Annotated in this window: 14 protein-coding genes; 6 read left to right on the forward strand and 8 right to left on the reverse strand. The window is 71.4% G+C overall.

Annotated features, from left to right (window positions below):
• Nucleotides 1-30 precede the first annotated feature (30 nt).
• The 3 genes from ACWGL3_RS11680 to ectA form a co-directional block, all read right to left on the reverse strand.
• The gene (locus tag ACWGL3_RS11680) at nucleotides 31-432 is read right to left on the reverse strand and encodes an ectoine synthase (RefSeq protein WP_267946611.1); all 402 of its coding nucleotides are present in this window, start codon (nucleotides 430-432) and stop codon (nucleotides 31-33) included.
• Between the two features lie 129 nt (nucleotides 433-561).
• The gene (ectB, locus tag ACWGL3_RS11685; protein ID WP_267946612.1) at nucleotides 562-1,827 is read right to left on the reverse strand and encodes a diaminobutyrate--2-oxoglutarate transaminase; all 1,266 of its coding nucleotides are present in this window, start codon (nucleotides 1,825-1,827) and stop codon (nucleotides 562-564) included.
• A gap of 89 nt (nucleotides 1,828-1,916) precedes the next feature.
• Complete coding sequence (gene ectA, locus ACWGL3_RS11690; RefSeq protein ID WP_452461242.1) at nucleotides 1,917-2,426, reverse strand: diaminobutyrate acetyltransferase; 510 nt, start codon at nucleotides 2,424-2,426, stop codon at nucleotides 1,917-1,919.
• A 782-nt stretch (nucleotides 2,427-3,208) separates the two neighbouring features.
• Here ectA and ACWGL3_RS11695 point away from each other — a divergent pair.
• From ACWGL3_RS11695 to ACWGL3_RS11705, 3 genes are all read left to right on the forward strand, one after another.
• Nucleotides 3,209-3,472: a WhiB family transcriptional regulator gene (locus tag ACWGL3_RS11695; protein WP_267946614.1), complete on the forward strand. Its 264-nt coding sequence runs from the start codon at nucleotides 3,209-3,211 to the stop codon at nucleotides 3,470-3,472.
• A 281-nt stretch (nucleotides 3,473-3,753) separates the two neighbouring features.
• A complete protein-coding gene (locus tag ACWGL3_RS11700) occupies nucleotides 3,754-4,323 on the forward strand; it encodes a copper resistance protein (RefSeq protein ID WP_267946615.1) in 570 nt (189 codons plus the stop codon).
• A 79-nt stretch (nucleotides 4,324-4,402) separates the two neighbouring features.
• Nucleotides 4,403-5,083, forward strand: coding sequence for a copper resistance CopC family protein (locus tag ACWGL3_RS11705; RefSeq protein ID WP_452461243.1), 681 nt, complete (start codon nucleotides 4,403-4,405; stop codon nucleotides 5,081-5,083).
• Between the two features lie 120 nt (nucleotides 5,084-5,203).
• Here the strand turns inward: ACWGL3_RS11705 and ACWGL3_RS11710 are convergent, their stop codons facing one another.
• Nucleotides 5,204-5,965 carry a PP2C family protein-serine/threonine phosphatase gene (locus ACWGL3_RS11710; protein WP_267946617.1) on the reverse strand — a complete coding sequence of 254 codons (762 nt, stop codon included), beginning with the start codon at nucleotides 5,963-5,965 and terminating at the stop codon, nucleotides 5,204-5,206.
• 769 nt (nucleotides 5,966-6,734) lie between these two features.
• Here ACWGL3_RS11710 and ACWGL3_RS11715 point away from each other — a divergent pair.
• Both ACWGL3_RS11715 and ACWGL3_RS11720 read left to right on the forward strand, forming a co-directional pair.
• Nucleotides 6,735-8,012, forward strand: coding sequence for a glycosyltransferase (locus ACWGL3_RS11715; protein ID WP_267946618.1), 1,278 nt, complete (start codon nucleotides 6,735-6,737; stop codon nucleotides 8,010-8,012).
• Nucleotides 8,013-8,098: 86 nt separating this feature from the next.
• Nucleotides 8,099-9,031: an anti-sigma factor RsbA family regulatory protein gene (locus ACWGL3_RS11720; protein ID WP_267946619.1), complete on the forward strand. Its 933-nt coding sequence runs from the start codon at nucleotides 8,099-8,101 to the stop codon at nucleotides 9,029-9,031.
• Here ACWGL3_RS11720 and ACWGL3_RS11725 read toward each other — a convergent pair.
• Both ACWGL3_RS11725 and ACWGL3_RS11730 read right to left on the reverse strand, forming a co-directional pair.
• The gene (locus ACWGL3_RS11725) at nucleotides 9,021-9,368 is read right to left on the reverse strand and encodes an STAS domain-containing protein (protein ID WP_267946620.1); all 348 of its coding nucleotides are present in this window, start codon (nucleotides 9,366-9,368) and stop codon (nucleotides 9,021-9,023) included. The genes ACWGL3_RS11720 and ACWGL3_RS11725 overlap by 11 nt on opposite strands.
• 52 nt (nucleotides 9,369-9,420) lie before the next feature.
• A complete protein-coding gene (locus ACWGL3_RS11730; RefSeq protein WP_267946621.1) occupies nucleotides 9,421-10,176 on the reverse strand; it encodes an ANTAR domain-containing response regulator in 756 nt (251 codons plus the stop codon).
• A gap of 103 nt (nucleotides 10,177-10,279) precedes the next feature.
• Here ACWGL3_RS11730 and ACWGL3_RS11735 point away from each other — a divergent pair, with 103 nt between their 5' ends.
• The gene (locus ACWGL3_RS11735) at nucleotides 10,280-11,446 is read left to right on the forward strand and encodes a PAS domain-containing protein (protein ID WP_355014126.1); all 1,167 of its coding nucleotides are present in this window, start codon (nucleotides 10,280-10,282) and stop codon (nucleotides 11,444-11,446) included.
• A gap of 237 nt (nucleotides 11,447-11,683) precedes the next feature.
• On the opposite strand, the gene ACWGL3_RS11740 is transcribed toward ACWGL3_RS11735, so the two are convergent.
• The gene (locus ACWGL3_RS11740; protein ID WP_267946623.1) at nucleotides 11,684-12,322 is read right to left on the reverse strand and encodes a response regulator; all 639 of its coding nucleotides are present in this window, start codon (nucleotides 12,320-12,322) and stop codon (nucleotides 11,684-11,686) included.
• 6 nt (nucleotides 12,323-12,328) lie between these two features.
• Nucleotides 12,329-16,813: a HAMP domain-containing protein gene (locus ACWGL3_RS11745; RefSeq protein ID WP_452461244.1), complete on the reverse strand. Its 4,485-nt coding sequence runs from the start codon at nucleotides 16,811-16,813 to the stop codon at nucleotides 12,329-12,331.
• Nucleotides 16,814-16,978 lie beyond the last annotated feature (165 nt).

Consider the following 16,978-nt stretch of genomic DNA (forward strand, 5'->3'; position numbering starts at 1 on the left):
GCCCCGCCCACCTGCTGCCGTGTCGGCGCCCTACGCGGGGGCGTCCTCCTCCACGACGAGCGGGTAGACCCCGTTCTCGTCGTGGACCTCGCGCCCGGTCACGGGCGGGTTGAACACGCAGAGCACGCGGAAGTCCGTCTTGGGACGGACGGTGTGCTTCTCGTGGCCGTTGAGGAGGTAGAGGGTGCCCGGGGTGATGGTGTGCTTCTCCCCGGTCTCCTCGTTGGTCAGCTCCGCCTCGCCCTCGATGCAGTGCACGAGCTCGACGTGGTTGGCGTACCAGAAGGTCGACTCGGTGCCCGCGTACAGGACGGTCTCGTGGAAGGAGAAGCCCACCTTCTCCTTGGCCAGGATGATCCGGCGGCTGCGCCAGTTCTCCGTCTTGATGTCGGCCTCGGTGTCGTTGACCTCGTCCATGCTGCGAACGATCACTGGCTTGCTCCTTAAACGCGCTGCTGCGCCTTGCTGGGGTGGTGCGACGCGGCGCGGGGCCGGACGACCCTCCCTCCTGGGAGTGTCGTCCGACCCCGTACCGCGTGGATGTGGAACCGCCGCCGGGGCCTAGGCCGGCTGCGCCACCTTGACCGCGGCACGGGCCGCGTCAGCCATGATGTCAAGGCCGGCGGTCAGTTCCTCCTCCGTCGCGGTGAGCGGCGGAAGAAGTTTCGCGACCTCGTCCTCGGGCCCGGAGGTCTCCAGGAGCAGGCCCCGGTCGAACGACTCGGCCGCCACCTTCTTGGCGATGCCGTCCTGCTCGAAGGCCAGACCCCGGGCGAGCCCGCGGCCGCGCACGTGCGCGCCGAAGTCGGAGTGCTCCGCCGCCATCTCCCCCAGGCGCGCGGCGACCATGTCGCCCTTGGCCTTGGTGGAGGCGGCGAAGGAGTCGTCGCTCCAGAAGCGGCGCAGCGCCTCGGCGCCGGTCACCATCGCCGGGTTGAATCCGCGGAAGGTGCCGTTGTGCTCGCCCGGCTCCCACACGTCCAGCTCGCGCTTGAACAGGGTGAGGGCCATGGGCAGGCCGTAGCCGCTGATGGACTTGGACAGCGTGACGATGTCCGGGGTGATCCCGGCCTCCTCGAAGCTGAAGAAGTCGCCGGTGCGGCCGCAGCCCATCTGGATGTCGTCGACGATCAGGAGGATCTCGTACTCGCGGCAGAGGTCGGAGAGCTCCCGCAGCCACTGGGCGCTGGCGACGTTGATGCCGCCCTCGCCCTGGACCGCCTCGACGATGACGGCGGCGGGCTTGTCCAGCCCGCTGCCGCTGTCGTCCAGCAGGCTGCGCAGCCACAGGAAGTCGGGCGTGCGCCCGTCGAGGTAGTTGTCGAACGGCATCGTGGCCACGTGGTCGAGCGGCACGCCCGCGCCGCCGCGCTTCATCGAGTTGCCGGTGACGGCCAGGGCCCCCAGGGTCATGCCGTGGAAGCCGTTGGTGAAGTTCACGATCGTCGAGCGGCCGGTGTACTTGCGGGCCAGCTTCAGCGCGGCCTCGACCGCGTTGTTGCCCGCCGGACCGGGGAACTGCACCTTGTAGTCGAGGTCCCGCGGTTTGAGCACGATCTGCTCGAAGGTCTCCAGGAACTCGCGTTTGGCCACGCTGTAGGCGTCGAGGCTGTGGACGATGCGGTCGTCCGTCAGGTACTCGATGAGCGAGGTCTTCAGCTCGGGGTTGTTGTGCCCGTAGTTGAGCGAGCCCGCTCCCGCGAAGAAGTCGAGGTAAGGCTTGCCGGTCTCGTCGTAGACATGGCTTCCGACCGCCCTGTCGAAGACGACCGGCCAGTTCCGGCAGTATCCGCGGACTTCGGACTCCAGGCGCTGGAAGGTCTCCATCGTGTGTACCTCGGTTCCTTTCCCCAGGTTCGTGGGCTCATGGCTTGGACGACGGGGTGGGTCGGGATCGGTCGATCCGGTGCGGATGGTCAGTCACGCCCCTGACCCGGTGCCTGCCCGAACGGGCCGATCCGGACCAGGTCCTCGGGCTCGTGCGGGGTGTCCCCCTCCTGGGGGAAGTGTTCCCCGGTCAGGAGCGGACTCCACACGGCCTCGGTGTCCCGGTCCCGGGCGAACGACGCGAACAGCGCGCGGGAAGCGGTGTTGTCGGGTGCGACGGTCGCTTCGAGATAGCGCAGACCACGGTCGGTGATCCGGTCGCCGATGAAGTCGAGCATCCGGCGGGCCAGCCGCTGTCCGCGGAACGCGGAGTCGACGGCGACCTGCCAGAGGAAGTACGTGTCGGGACTGTCGGGACGCACGTAGCCGGTGACGTAGGCCGCGACACGGCCCTCGCCGTCGCGGGCGACGACGCTGGTCGTGGCGAAGTCCCGGCACCAGAGCGCGTAGGCGTACGGGGAGTTGACGTCCATTCCCGTCTCCCGGGCCAGCCGCCACATGTGCGGCCCGTCCTCCGGGGACGGGTGCGCGAGGCGCACGTCCCCACGGCCCGCGGCCCCTGTCGTCCCAGGGCTCTCGGCCCCGGTGTCAGTTCGGTCGCGTGCTTGGAGGTTCGTTCGTAGATGTGGCACGTCGATCGAACTTAGCGAACGAATGTCAATGAGGTTCCGCGGAGATTCCGCGCAGATGTTTCGGGAGGTTCGCATCGGGTATGGCCCGTTTATTTAGCAGCGAACCAAGGCCCTGACCAGGGCTTTCAAGGGGAGTCGCGGGGACCCCGGCCGCGCGGTCCACGCCCCGCCCATCAGGCGGTTCGGCGGGCGGGCCGGGTACGGGCGGCGCGCGGGGGCGGCGGCGGCGCCTCGCGCGGCGGCCGTCCGACACGGTCAAACATAGAGCTTTACCGAGCAATATTAAGCGTGCGTTAAGTCACATCAATTCGGTGGGAACCTCGCGACATAACGCCTCTTCGGGGCGGCGCCTCAGGTCACACGCTACGCGGCGGGGCTCCGGAAAAGGTCCGTGCGCTGGAATTTCCCGAGCTTTCCCGACCCCCGCCCGGCCCGCGCACACGGCCCCGTCCCCGCCCGCCGAGGGGCGGAGAGGGGGTCTGACACGGCCGAACGTCCTTGATCATTCGGCGGATTTCCAGCAGACTCCGTGTAGTACGACCTCATGTAGTACTACACTTAGTCGCATCGCTTCGCCGCAGTTCCGCCCGGTCGACGGGAACGCGGGCGGGGCGGAGACTTCCGGCCCCGCCGCGGGAACACGGCGCGGCCCACGGACCATGGACCAAGCCACGGATCGGAGGCGCCCCGTGAACCGCCTGTACCACGAGAGCGAGGACTGGGTCGAGCAGGGCAACTGCCGCTCGTACGACCCGGAGATCTTCTTCCCGGTGAGCAGCACCGGGATCGGGCGCGCCGACACCGAACAGGCCGTCGCCGTCTGCCGCAGCTGTACTGTTCGCCAAGAGTGCCTGCGGTGGGCCCTTCGTTCCGGTGAGGCTCACGGAGTCTGGGGTGGCACCACCCCCGAGCAGCGACGCTACATGCGGCGCGAGCTCGTACCGGCCGGTTAGCGGACCCCCGGGTCCGCCCGCGCACGAAGGCTGCGAAGGGCGACGGAGGAGGCCGCCGGGAGCGCGGGGGATCGCGCCCGGCGGCCTCTTCCACGTCCGCGCCCCCTCCCGGCGTCGCTCCCGCCCCGCGGCCCGGGAGGAGGACCCCGGCCGCCCGACCGGAAACGCGAGGTGCCGAACGGTGGACCGTCACGCTCCGCGCCGATCCGCGACCCCAGGGGCACGGTTCTCACCTTTGGGAGATCTTGCGGCCCCCCGGGGCACGGCCTAGGTTCGTTCACGTGCGACCCGCCCACGGCACTCTCCGTCTCACACGCACGGCGTCCCTCGCCGCGGCGTGCACCGGGCTGGCCTGGGGCGGCCACAACCTGTGGGCGGAGGTCCCCGCCTCCGCCGGCGGGTTCGCCGCCGCCACCGCGGTGCTCTTCCCCGTGCTCTGGTTCTTCACCCGGTCCATGCGCGGCTTCGGCGACATCCTCGCCGTCATGGCGACGGTCCAGGTCGCCCTGCACCTCGTCCTCCAGGGCTCGGTCGACCCCGCGTTCGGCGCCGACGCCGGCCACGCGGGCCACGGGTTCCTCGCGCACACGCTCGGCTTCGCGCCCGGCATGCTGCTCGCGCACCTGTGGGCGGCCCTGCTCGCCTCCGCCCTGCTCGCCCACGGCGAGGCGGCCCTGTGGTTCCTCGCCGCGCTGTTCGCACGCGCGCTGCCGCCGCTGCTCGTCCCCCGCCTCGCGTTCGGCGCCGCCGCTCCGGCCCGGTCTCCGACCCGGTCCGCGGCGCCCTCCCCCGCCCCGCTCTCGGCGCACCGGCCCCGGGGGCCTCCCGGTTCGCACCCGTCCGCACTGTGAGAGGCCCGGACCGCGCGGTCCCCGTACCGGAGGACACGCGCGCCGGGCGCGAACCGACCACGAACGCTGAGAGAAGAACATGACCACCACCAGCAGCAGCGCCCCCCTCGACGGAACCGGGACAGCCTCCCGCGTGCTCCCGCGCGCGGCCGCCGCCCTCCTCGCCCCCCTCGCCGCCGCGGCACTGGCGCTGGCTCCCTCGCCCGCGCTGGCCCACGACGTGCTGACCGACTCCAGCCCCGAGGACGGGCAGACCCTGGAGACCGTGCCCGAGGAGGTCGTGCTGACCTTCAACAACGCGCCGATGGAGGGCGGCAGCGGAAGCGCCGTCGTCGTGACGGGGCCGGACGGGGAGACCACCTACGAGGACGGCGAGCTCTCGTTCGACGGCACGGACGTGTCCGTGGGGCTGAGCCCCCTGGACGAGGCCGGCGAGTACACCATCGGGTTCCGCGTCGTGTCCTCCGACGGCCACCCCATCCAGGACAGCCTGACGTTCACCGTGACCGAGGAGGCCGTGGCCGCCGCGGCGCCGGAGCCGGAGGCGGGTGAGAGCGAGGCGCCCGCCGCCGAGGAGTCGGACGAGCCCGCCGGGGAGCCCGCCGCCGAGGAGGTCTCCGCCGAGGAGGCCGACGAGGGCGGCGTCTCCCCCGTGGCGCTGGCCGTGGTGGCCGTCGTCGCGATCGCGGGCATCGGCGCGGTCGTGCTCGTCCTGGTCCGGATGCGCAACCGCCCGGGCGGCGGCGCCGACCGGAAGTAGGCCGGCGCGGACCCGCGCGGTCCACGAGCGGAAGGGCCCGTACACCGCGAGGTGTACGGGCCCTTCGTGTTCGCCCCGCGCCGGCCGCCGCGGGGCGGGACCCGCGCGTCGGAGCCGGGGTCAGACTCGGCGCGCCAGCAGGATGCTGATGTTGTCCTTGCCGCCGGCCTCCATGGCGGCCTGCCACAGGGCGTGCACGGCGGCCTCGTCGCTGCCGGCCTCGGCGATCATCCGCTCCATCTCCTCGGGGAGGACGAGGTCGGACAGTCCGTCGCTGCACATGAGCCAGGCGCTCGGGTCGGCCGCGTCGTCGCGTCCCACGTGCGGGACCATCGAGCCGCCGGAACTGCCGCCCAGGGACTGGGTGATGAAGTTCGTGGTGACCGGGCGGCCGTCCTCGGAGGGGGGGAGCGCCGGGGAGTCGTCCTCGGAGAGCTGCCGCAGGCGGCGTCCCTCCAGGCGGTAGGTCCGGGAGTCTCCGACGTTGAACCAGAAGTTGCCGTCGTTGTTGAGCAGGACGCCGGCGACCGTGGTCCCCATGCCGGAGAACTCGGTGTGCTGGAGGGCGTGGTCCTTGATCTCCTCGTCGATGTTGCTCAGCAGTTGGGCGATCTCCTCGGGGCCGTTCAGCCGCGGCCCCATCTCGGCCATGCGGTGCACCGCGTGCTCCGAGGCGATCTCTCCCGCGGCCTGTCCGCCGATCCCGTCGGCGACCGCCAGGATGACGGGCTCGCTCACCGGCAGCACGCAGCGGACCGGAGAGGTCATGTTCGCACTGGCGACGGTGAGAGCACCCATGACGACGGCGTCCTCGTTGGCGGGGCGGATAGCGCCCCGGTGCGTGAGGGCCGTGACAATGACTTCCCCACCAGCGACACCCATACGCCCTTCCTCCCGTTTCGTCGGCCGTGGCCGGTTGCCCGGCGCCACGCGCCGGACCTTGGTCGAGTCCCGTTCAACGTCTGGATTCTGTAACCGTACCGACCTACTGCTGGAGTCGGTCAAAATCCGCGTACATCATGGCGGAAAACACCCGGATATGCAGTTCCCGCACCGGTTCCGGCCGATAAAAGTGCTGTGACGGGTGGGCCTCCGGTGTGTGTCGCGGCTTCCGTGGTCCCGGTCCGACAGTAGCGGCGTCCACGCGCGCCCGACAGGGCCGATCGGCGGGTACGGAGAACCCCCAGCGCACAGGGGGTCCCGGGGTATTACGGTCCGCCCCGAAGTCTCCTTGGGGCATGGCGCGAGACCGGCCTCGCGTTGTCCGCCCGCGAGGCGTCTGGCAGAATGGGCCCCGTTGGGTGTCTAAGACGCAGACACACACGACCCGCCACGTGCGCCGCGACTCCGTCGCGCCCGTGGTCCTCGATCTCCTTCGACGGTCGTTTGGTGTGATCACTGTGCGTCTGCCCTGCCTCTCTTCCTTTCCCGGTTCGCCCCGCAGCAGCCGCGTGCCCTCCGTGCGCGCGGCCGTCAGTGCTGCCCGGCGTCCACCACCCGCTGTGCCCGGGCGTTCCCGACCCGTGCGCCCGCTCTCCCCTGGATCGCACAGCCGCCGTCCCGCCCGGGGGGATTCCGATCCCCGCTCCGGAGTCACCTCGGGCGTTCGCACCTACGACGGGCACCGTTCTCGCCCAAGGAGTCCAGCCCAGTGAAGATCGCCATGATCGCCGAACACGCCAACCCCCTTCCCGCCCACCGGGGGGAGCCCGCCTGCCCCGCGAGCCTGCACGTCTGCGCGCTCTCCCGGCAGCTGGCCAAACTCGGTCACAAGGTGACGGTCTACGCCCGTCGCAGCGACCCCGAGCAGCCGGAGGGGCGCACCCGGATGGCGCGCGGCGTCTCCGTCACCTACCTCGACGCCGGTCCCGCCAGCCCGCTTCCCGCCGATGAGCACGCCGAGCACACCGGCGCCTTCGGCACCGCCCTGGCCGCGGTCCTGGACGAGGACGCGCCCGACGTCCTGCACGCCATCGGCTGGACCAGCGGTCTCGCGGCGCTGCACGCCCAGGCGCACAGCGAGAGCGACCAGAGCGGGACCCCCATCGTCCAGACCTTCCACTCCCTCAACGCCAGCGAACAGCGCTCCGGGCTGTCCCACCACCCCGAACGCGCCCGCATGGAGACGATCCTCGCCTCCCGCGCCGACCACGTCCTGGTCAACTCCACCGACCAGCAGGGCGAGCTGGCGCGCCTGGGCGTGCCCCGGCACCACGTGAGCGTCGTGCCCTTCGGCGTGGACCCCGACCACTTCAGCATGGAGGGCGGGACCTCGGCCGAGCACTGGACCTCCCGGCGCGAGGAGCGCGCGCGACTGGTGTCGGTCACCTCCCTGACGGAGGCCGGCGGCGCCGACCGCCTCGTCGAGTCCATGACCCGCCTGCCCGAGGCGGAGCTGCTCATCGTCTCCACCGCCGAGGACCTCGACGTCGCCCTCGACGAGAACGCCCGCCGGGTGGAGCTCCTGGCCAAGGAGGCCGGCGTCGACGACCGCGTCCACCTCGTCGGACCGGTCGAGCGCAAGGAGCTGCCGCGCCTGCTGCGCTCGGCCGACGTGTACGTGTCCGCCGCCTCCTACGACCCCTACGGCGGTGCCGTCCTGGAGGCCATGGCCTGCGGCCTGCCCGTCGTGGCCACCGCGACCGGCGCGACCCCCGGCGCGGTCCTGCACCGCACCAGCGGCGTGCTGATGCGGTTCGGCCGGCCGGACGAGGTCGCGCGCTCCGTGCGCGCCGTGCTCAGCACCCCGACCATGAGCACCGCCTACGGGATCGCCGCCGTGGACCGTGCCCGCTCGCGGTTCACGTGGCAGCGGATCGCCGTGGAGACCGAGATCGCCTACGACCGGTCGCGCCCGCAGCAGGCGGAGGACGAGGGCGCCGACGGGAGCGAGACGGACGGCCTCCTGCTGTCCGGGGCCACCCGCTGATCCGTGTGTTCCCCCGTCCCCCCGTGTCCGTGTCCCGAGCCCGGCGGAGCCCCCTCCGGGCGGCCGGGGCGCGGAGCCGTGCGCCGATGACCTTCGAGCACCAGGGACTCCTCTTCGAGAGCGAGGGGCGGTTCCACGACACGGCCCTGGAGCGGCTGCGGTCCGCGCTGGGCGGCGGCGCCCACGCGGCGCTCGCCGTCTCCGGGGCCCGCGCCGCCGCCCTCGTCGGGTCCCTGTCCCCCGCGGAGGGCGCGCGCGTCCACGTGCTCGACAGGGACGGGCTCTACGAGGCCCCTGGGCGCACCCTGGCGGCCCTGCACCGCCTGACCCTCACCCACGAACCCGTGGCGCTGGTGGCGGAGCCACCGCCCCCCTCCGGTTCGGGGACCGAGACGCGCGAGTGGCTGCGCCTGGAGTCGGTCCTGTGCACGGCGCTGGCGCCCCTGGGCCTGCGCCTGCTGTGCGCCTACGACGGGCGGGTGCTCGGCCCGAGGGCCCGCGCGGCGGTGCGCGCCACCCACCCGGCGCTGGTGGGCCCGGGCGGGCCCGGTCCCAACCCCGGCTACCTGGGCACGGCGGCGTTCGGCGCCCTGCCGGCCGTACCGGACCCCCTGCCGGTCGGCGGGCCCGTCCACCGGCTGGAGATCGGGATGTCGCTCCCCCGGCTGCGCCGTGAGCTGACCGCGCTCTGCGAGTCCCTGGGCCTGGCCCGGCACCGGGCCGACAGCCTCGTCGTGGCCGTGAACGAGCTGGCCGCGAACGTGCTGGAGCACGGGGCGGGCAAGGGCTCCGTCAGCCTCTGGCGGGGCCCCGACCGGTGGGTGTGCGACGTGTTCGACGAGCACGGGGGCCTCACCGACCCGTTGGCGGGCTACCGTCCCGCCGACAGCATGCGCCCGCGCGGGTACGGGCTGTGGATCACCCGCCAGAGCTGCGACTTCCTGGAGATCAGCGGGGACGGCGGGGGGTCGACGGTACGGCTGCACTTCGTGGACGGGCTCGGGGGGCTCAGCCCCTGAGCGAGTCGACCGCCTCGTCGGTGCTCGGCACGATCGGGATGACCTGGTCGATGCCGGCTATCACGAACAGACGGTTGACCTGCTGCTGCGGCTCGGCGACCACGAACCCCACGTCCATGTCCCGGCCGCGCCGGAAGGCCGCGACGAGCACCCCGATGCAGCGGGAGTCGCAGAAGCCGACCTTGGCGAGGTCCACCACCACGCCCCGCGGCCGGTCGGCGGCCAGGACCTCCTCCAGGACGTCGGCCAGGCCGGGAGAGGTCACCGCGTCCATCTCCCCCACGGGGGTGACGACGACGACGTCATGCTCGCGACGGATCGAGATGTCTGACGTCACGGTCGCTTCTCCTTGTCGCTGCGGGTCGGAGCCTCATCATGGCGGTTTTCGATCACGCTCGGGACTCGTCACCCGCCGTGTTCTCCATGACCAGGTCCCTGGCCACGTCCACGACCCGCTTGCGGTTGCGCTGGGCGACCTCCCGCAGCGCGGTGAAGGCCGTGTCCGCGTCGCAGCCGCGCGCGTGCATGATGATGCCCTTGGCCTGGTCGATGTAGGTGCGCGCGGACATCGCCCGGCGCATGTGCGCGGTCTCGCGCGCCACGTCGGCCTGGCGCCCCACCGTGTGCAGGGCCGCCGCCGCGTGCTCCGCCAGCAGTGCGGTGAGCGGTGCGACGACCTGCTCGTCGAAGGCGTCGGCGCGGCCGGAGTGCACCCCGAACGTGACCACGCGGTCGTCGTCGGCGCCGTCGCCGGACAGGAGGCTGGGCAGGGTGATGGAGGAGCGGTCGCCGCACTGGACGGCCATGGCGGTGTAGCTCGGCCACCGGTGGGGTTCGCGGAGCACGTCGGCGACCCCGACCCGGGCCATCTCCCGCACGGCCTCCACCGTCGGTCCCTGGTCGGTCGTGTACTGGTGCTCGAAGGCGGCGGAGAGGTCGGCGTGGGAGGCGCCGTAGTCGGTCACCACGTGGCGGACCGTCCCGTCGGCCCCCTCGACCTCGCGCCACAGCACGACGAGGGCGGCCGAGCAGCCGGGGACCCCGAAGGCGGCGGCCCTGCTCATCTGGTCGAGGGCGCGTTCGAGGGTGGTGTTCTCCGCCTGTCCCAGCGCACCGATGTCGCGGGCCAGGCGTTCGATCCACACGGCGGGGCCTCCTTCCGCGTCCGGGGCTCACCCGCTAACCGTAACCTTGGGGATCACGGACCCGGACATCCGGGAGAGACCAGCCACGACGGGAGCCCTGAGCGTGTCGGAGAACCTCGCCGGGTTGCAACGCGAGACCACTGCTCTCAGTGAGAGAACAGCCGCCCTCCGCAACACGCACACGATGTACCCGGACGACGCCGAGGGCACCGCCGAGGCGGCCCTCGCGGAGCTGGAGTACGCGGAACGCCTGCTCAACGACGCGGGGGCGCAGCTGGCCCGCGCCCACAGCCAGCCCGGGCCGCGCCGCCAGAACGACGACGACCGCAACCTGCTCCGGGCGGTGTTCACCGAGCTCAGCGTCCCGGTGGTGCTGCTGGACCACGAGGGGTACATCAGACGGATCAACAACGCGGGGGCCGCCCAGCTGGGCAGCGCACCGGGCTACCTCACCGGGAAGACCTTCGCCCACTTCGTGGACCTGCGCAAAAGGGCGGCGATGCAGTCCTGGCTCGCGGCCGTGCTGCGCGGCGACGGGCCGGCCTCGCTGGAGTCGCGGCTGGCGCAGCGCGGGTGGGCGGAGGACGTCCACCTCACCCTCACCCGCCTGGAGCTGCCCACGGAGCCGAACCCGCTGGTGCTGGTGGCGATGTCGCCGCCGATGAACGGCGCCGAGGAGGAGGCCCCGTCCCCGCTCGAACCGGAGGTGGAGGACCAGGTGGTGGTCCTCGCCGCCCGTCGGCTGGACGTCCTGACGAGGATGACGCGGCTGCTGCTGCGGTCCGCGGGGCCCGGCGGGGCGGGGGAACCGCTCGCCCTCGCGGACGCCGCCGAACTGCTCGCCGACTCCTACGCGGACTGGGTGGTCGTGGACGTGTGCGACCTGCCCACCGACCCCGGGGTCGCCCGGCGCGCCGTGGTCGCCGGCCCTCCCGACGCGGCGCCCGGTGTGCGGGAGGAGGTCGCGGCCGTGTCGCCCGGGGGGTCCGAGATCCCCGGCGAGGTGCTCGGCCGGGGCCAGTCCCTGCTGTTCCCCCTCATCGAGGACGAGTCGGTGCTGGGCGCCGCCGGGTCGGGCGCTCCCCTGCTCGCGGTGCTCGGGGCCGGGTCGCTCCTCTCCGTCCCGCTCCGGGGGAGCCGGGGCGTGCGCGGCGCGCTCACCCTGATCCGCCGCAGCAACCGCAGCAGCTTCCGCCTCGCCGACCTGGGGCTCATCGAGGAGATCGGCGAGCACATCGGACTCGCGCTCCCTCCCCGTCCCGTCCCCTGATCCCGCTCCCCCGCCCCAGGGGGTTGCGAGTGAGAACACGACCCCACCCCAGGGGGTGTGCGTCAGAACGCACCCCCGCCCCTGGGGGTTGTGCGTGAGGGCGCCGCCGGGGTGCTGCAGGACGAGTCAAGCCGCGAGCGAGGAACGAGCGGCAGGCGCAGACGAGGACGAAGCACACCGGCCTCAAGGCGCCCGAACCCCGGGGCAAAGCGAAGCGGAGCCCCAGGGCAAACACAGCTACTCGGGGCCGTGCAGGGTGTCCACCAGTGTGGACAGCTGCGACACCGACCGGTCCATCCGGCGCACGCCGTTGACGAGGGGCTGGTCCACGTCCTGGTAGTTGGTGACGATGTGCTCGCGCAGTTCGGCGAGGTCGGACTGCACCTGCCGTGAGCGCAGCGCCAGCTGCTCGGCCAGGATCTTGCCCGGCTCCCCGGTCTCCTGGCCGAGGTCGCGCTGGAGGGCGCGGGCCTGCTCGCGCATCTGCGCCTTGAGCTGGTGCAGCTCCACGAACACCTCGACCTTGGAGCGCAGCACCCACGGGTCGAAGGGCTTGAGCAGGAAGTCGACCGCGCGCGACGCGTAGCCGCGGAAGACCTGGTGCCGGTCGATCTCCTGTGCCGTCAGGAAGATGATCGGCACGTCCTTGGTCTTCTCGCGCTGCTTGATGTGGGCGGCGGTCTCGAACCCGTCCATCCCCGGCATGACCACGTCGAGCAGGATGACCGCGAAGTCGGTGCCCAGGAGGTGCTTGAGCGCCTCCTCCCCGGAGTTCGCACGGACCAGGTTCTGGTCGAGGGACGTGAGGGCGGCCTCCAGCGCGATCAGGTTCTCGTCGCGGTCGTCGACGAGAAGGATGTTGGCCTTCTGGGTCACTTCGGGTTACTCCAGGTCTTCGGTCGGGGTGCTGGTGCCAGTGTCCCCGTTCGGGTCGTTGTTATCCCTGGTACCGGCGCGGGTGTTGTCGCCGTCGTCGGCCGTCGCGCCATTCTGCCCGGTCCGTGTGTCGTCCGCGCCGTCGGCCCCGGTTCCGGCGGAGGCCGCCGCGGCGGCGGCGTCCTCGGCCGCCGCTCCGGCGATGGTCTCCTCCCGGCCCGCGGTGAGCCAGCGCCGCATGACGTCGAGCAGGTGGTCCAGGTCGACGGGCTTGGTCACGTAGTCCGTGGCGCCCGCCGCGAGGCTGCGCTCGCGGTCGCCCTGCATGGCCTTGGCGGTGAGCGAGATGATCGGCAGGTCGGCGAACTGCGGCATCTCCCGGATGCGCTGGGTCGTCTGGTTGCCGTCCAGCTCCGGCATCATCACGTCCATGAGGACCAGGGAGATGTCCTCGTTGGCCTCCAGCCTGGCGATGCCCGCGTGGCCGTTGTCGGCGTAGAGCACCTCCAGCCCCTGCGCCTCCAGGGCGCTCGTCAGGGCGAAGACGTTGCGCACGTCGTCGTCGACGATGAGGACCCGCTGGCCGGCCAGGACGGCGCGCCGCTCGGGGTCGGTGCGCGCCTCGGCCTCCTTCGGCTCCTCCGCGGCCTCTCCCCCGGCCGGTGCGGCCGACTCGGGCGCCTTGAGCACCGGGACGGTGGGCAGCGGTTCGTGGCCGATGTCGGTGAGGGCGGCCACCGCCGCGTCGAAGTCCTCGTCCGGCATGGCGAAGTCGTCGTTGATCGGGACGCCCGTCCCGAACCCGGTCCCGAAGGCGTCCTGGGCGGGGTCGGTGTCGCCGCGGCCGGTCTCCAGCATGGGCACCGAGGACACGCCGACCGCCTGGTCGTCCCGGTCCCCGGCGTCCTCGGGAAGGCGGACCGGCAGCAGCAGCGTGAAGGTCGAGCCCTGGTTCGCGACGCTCTGCACCCGGATCTCCCCGCCGAGCAGGCGGGCGAAGTTCCGGCTGATCGACAGGCCGAGGCCCGTACCGCCGAACCTCCGCGACGTGCCTCCGTCGCCCTGGTGGAAGGCCTCGAAGATGACCTGGAGCTTGTCCTCGGCGATGCCGATCCCGGTGTCCGCGACCGTGAAGGCGATGACCTCCTCGTTCTCCTCGAACATCTCCAGGTCGGCGTCCTCCAGCGCCCACGCGGGCTCGATGAGGAGGCGCACCTCGCCCTGCGGCGTGAACTTGACGGCGTTGGACAGCAGGTTGCGCAGTATCTGCTGGAGCCTCTGCTCGTCGGTCCACAGCGTCCCCGGGATGTCCGGCGACACGTCCACCGCGAACGCGAGCCCCTGCTCGCCCGTGACCGGGCGGAAGGTCGCCTCGACGTAGTCCACCAGCTGTCCGATGGACACCTCGCTCGGCTGGACCTCCGCGCGGCCGGCCTCCACCTTGGACAGGTCGAGGATCTCGTCGATGAGCAGCAGCAGGTCGCTGCCCGCCTTGTGGATGGTCTGGGCGAACTCGACCTGCTTGGGCGAGAGGTTCTGCTCCCCGTTGTCGGCGAGCAGTCGCGCCAGGATGAGCAGGCTGTTGAGCGGTGTGCGCAGCTCGTGCGACATGTTCGCCAGGAACTCGGACTTGTACTTGGAGGAGACCTGGAGCTGGTGCGCCCGCTCCTCCAGGGCGTTCCTGGACCGCTGGATCTGCTGGTTCTGGAGCTCGATGGCCCTGTTCTGGTTGGCGAGCTGGGTGGCCTTCTGCCGGAGTTCGGCGTTCTTGCCGCGCAGCTCCTCCTGCTGGCGCTGGAGCTCGTTCGAGCGCTCCCGCAGCTGGCTGGTGAGCTGCTGCGACTGCTCCAGCAGGTGCTCGGTGCGGTTGTTGGCGAGGATGGTGTTGATCGTCGTGCCGAGCAGGGCGACCAGCTGGCGCAGGAAGTTCTTGTGGATCTCGCGGAACTCGCCGTAGGAGGCGAACTCCACGACGCCGAGGGCGCGCTCCTCCGAGACGATCGGGAGGATGTACAGGTTGCGGGGCGAGGCCTCGCCCAGGCCGGACTCGACCTTGACGTACCCCGGCGGGATGTTGCCCACCTGCTGTTCGACCTGCTGAGAGAGGGCCTCGCCGATGAGTCCGACGCCCTTGCGGACGCGGCGGCGGCTCTCGCCCGGCTCGAAGCCGAACCCCGCGTAGAAGAGGAAGTTCTCCTCGTCGTCCTGGGCCTCGGGCAGGTAGCAGGCGCCGTGCTGCGCGCCGATGAGCGGCGTCACCTCGGTCATGATGAGGCGGGCCAGCTCCTTGAGGTCGCGGTGGCCCTGGATGTGGCCGGAGATGCGGGCCACGTTGGACTTGAGCCAGTCGGCGTCCCGCTGGGTGGCGGTGGTCTCGCGCAGGTTGGACACCATCAGGTTGATGTTGTCCTTGAGCTGCTCCATCTCACCGCGGGCGTCGACCTGGATGTTGCGGGTCAGGTCGCCCTCGGCGACGGCGCTGGCCACCTCGGCGATCGCGCGCACCTGCGTGGTGAGGTTGCCCGCCAGCCCGTTGACGCTGTCGGTGAGCTGCTTCCAGGTGCCCGAGACGCCCTCGACCTTGGCCTGGCCGCCCAGCTGCCCCTGGCTGCCCACCTCGTGGGCGACGCGGGTGACCTCCGTGGCGAAGGCCGACAGCTGGTCCACCATGGTGTTGACCGTCGTCTTGACCTCCAGGATCTCGCCCTGGGCGTTGACGTCGATCTTCTTCGTGAGGTCTCCGGCCGCGACCGCCGTCGTCACCTCGGAGATGTTGCGCACCTGCGTGGTGAGGTTGTGCGACATCGAGTTGACGTTCTCGGTGAGGTCGTTCCAGATGCCGGACACGCCCTTGACGTTGGCGCGACCGCCCAGCTTGCCCTCGGTGCCCACCTCGCGGGCGACCCGCGTGACCTCGTCGGCGAACGCGGACAGCTGGTCGACCATCACGTTGATGGTGTCCTTGAGCTCGAGGATCTCCCCCTTGGCGTTGACCGTGACCTTCTTGGTCAGGTCGCCCGCCGCGACCGCGCGCGTGACCATGGAGATCTGCCGCACCTGGTAGGTCAGGTTGTTGGCCATGGAGTTGACGTTGTCCGTCAGGTCCTTCCAGACCCCGGAGACGTCGCGGACGTGGGCCTGCCCGGCGAGCTTGCCCTCCGTGCCCACCTCGCGCGCCACCCGGGTGACCTCGCTGGCGAAGGAGTCGAGCTGGTCCACCATCTTGTTGATGGTGTCCTTCAGCTCCATCATCTCGCCCTGGGCGTCCACGGTGATCTTCTTGGTGAGGTCGCCGGCGGCGACGGCGGTCGTCACCTGGGAGATGTTGCGGACCTGGTAGGTGAGGCTGTTCGCCATGGAGTTGACGTTGTCGGTCAGGTCCTTCCAGATGCCCGACACGCCCTTGACGTTGGCGCGACCGCCCAGCTTGCCCTCGGTGCCGACCTCGCGCGCCACGCGCGTGACCTCGTCGGCGAAGGAGTCGAGCTGGTCGACCATGGTGTTCACGGTGTTCTTCAGGGCCAGCATCTCGCCCTGCACGTCGACCTGGACCTTCTGGGTCAGGTCGCCCCTGGCCACCGCCGTCGTGACCTGTGAGATGTCACGCACCTGGTTGGTCAGGTTGTCCGCCATCGAGTTGACGTTCTCGGTGAGGTCCTTCCAGATGCCCTGCACGCCGCGCACGTTGGCCCGGCCGCCGAGCTTGCCCTCGGTGCCCACCTCGCGGGCCACGCGCGTGACCTCGTCCGCGAACGTGGACAGCTGGTCCACCATCGTGTTGACGGTGTCCTTGAGGTCGAGCATCTCGCCCTGGACGTCGATGGTGATCTTCTTGCTCAGATCACCCCGGGCCACGGCCGTCGTCACCTCGGAGATGTCGCGGACCTGCACGGTGAGGCGGGACGCCATCTGGTTGACGGACTCGGTGACCTCGCGCCAGGCGCCGGAGACGCCCTCGACCCGCGCGGTGCCGCCGAGCTTGCCCTCGGTGCCCACCTCGCGGGCCACGCGCGTGACCTCCTCGGTGAACCCGCTCATCTGGTCGGCCATACGGTTGACGGTGGTGGCCAGGCGGAGCAGGTCGCCCCGGAGCTCGCCGCGGCGGCCGTCGGTGGAGGCGCGGCGGCTCAGCCGGCCCTCCGCGACCGAGTCCAGGACCTGGGCGACCTCGGACAGGGGTTCGGCGACCTCGTCCAGGAGCTCGTTCAGGGCCTGGGCGCTCTCGCCCCACGCCCCGCGGGAGGGGTTGACGTTGACGCGCTCGTTGAGGCGCCCCTCGTCGCGGACGACGTCGCCGACCCGCTGGAGCTCCTTGCTCAGCTGCTCGCTGTGGTCGACCACCTCGTTGAAGACGGAGGCGATCTCCCGGACCGTGCCGCTGCCGCGCTTCCGGAGGCGGACACTGAAGTCGCCGTCGCGCATGCGGTACAGGGCACGCAGAATCTCGTCGAGCTGGTCGTCGGCCACCAGTTCCTTGACCGCCTCGGGCATCGAACCCCCTCCTCAACCTGCCTCGTCACCGCTGTGTCCGGGGGTCCGCGGTGTGGCCCGCGTACCCTTGGTGACACCCCGTCACGCTACCCGCGCGAAGTACCACCCGAAAGAAGCGGATGTGTCGACTTACACTAACCGGCCGGGGTGGGCGGCACGGGCGGG

The organism is Nocardiopsis sp. NPDC055824 (genome assembly GCF_053616335.1).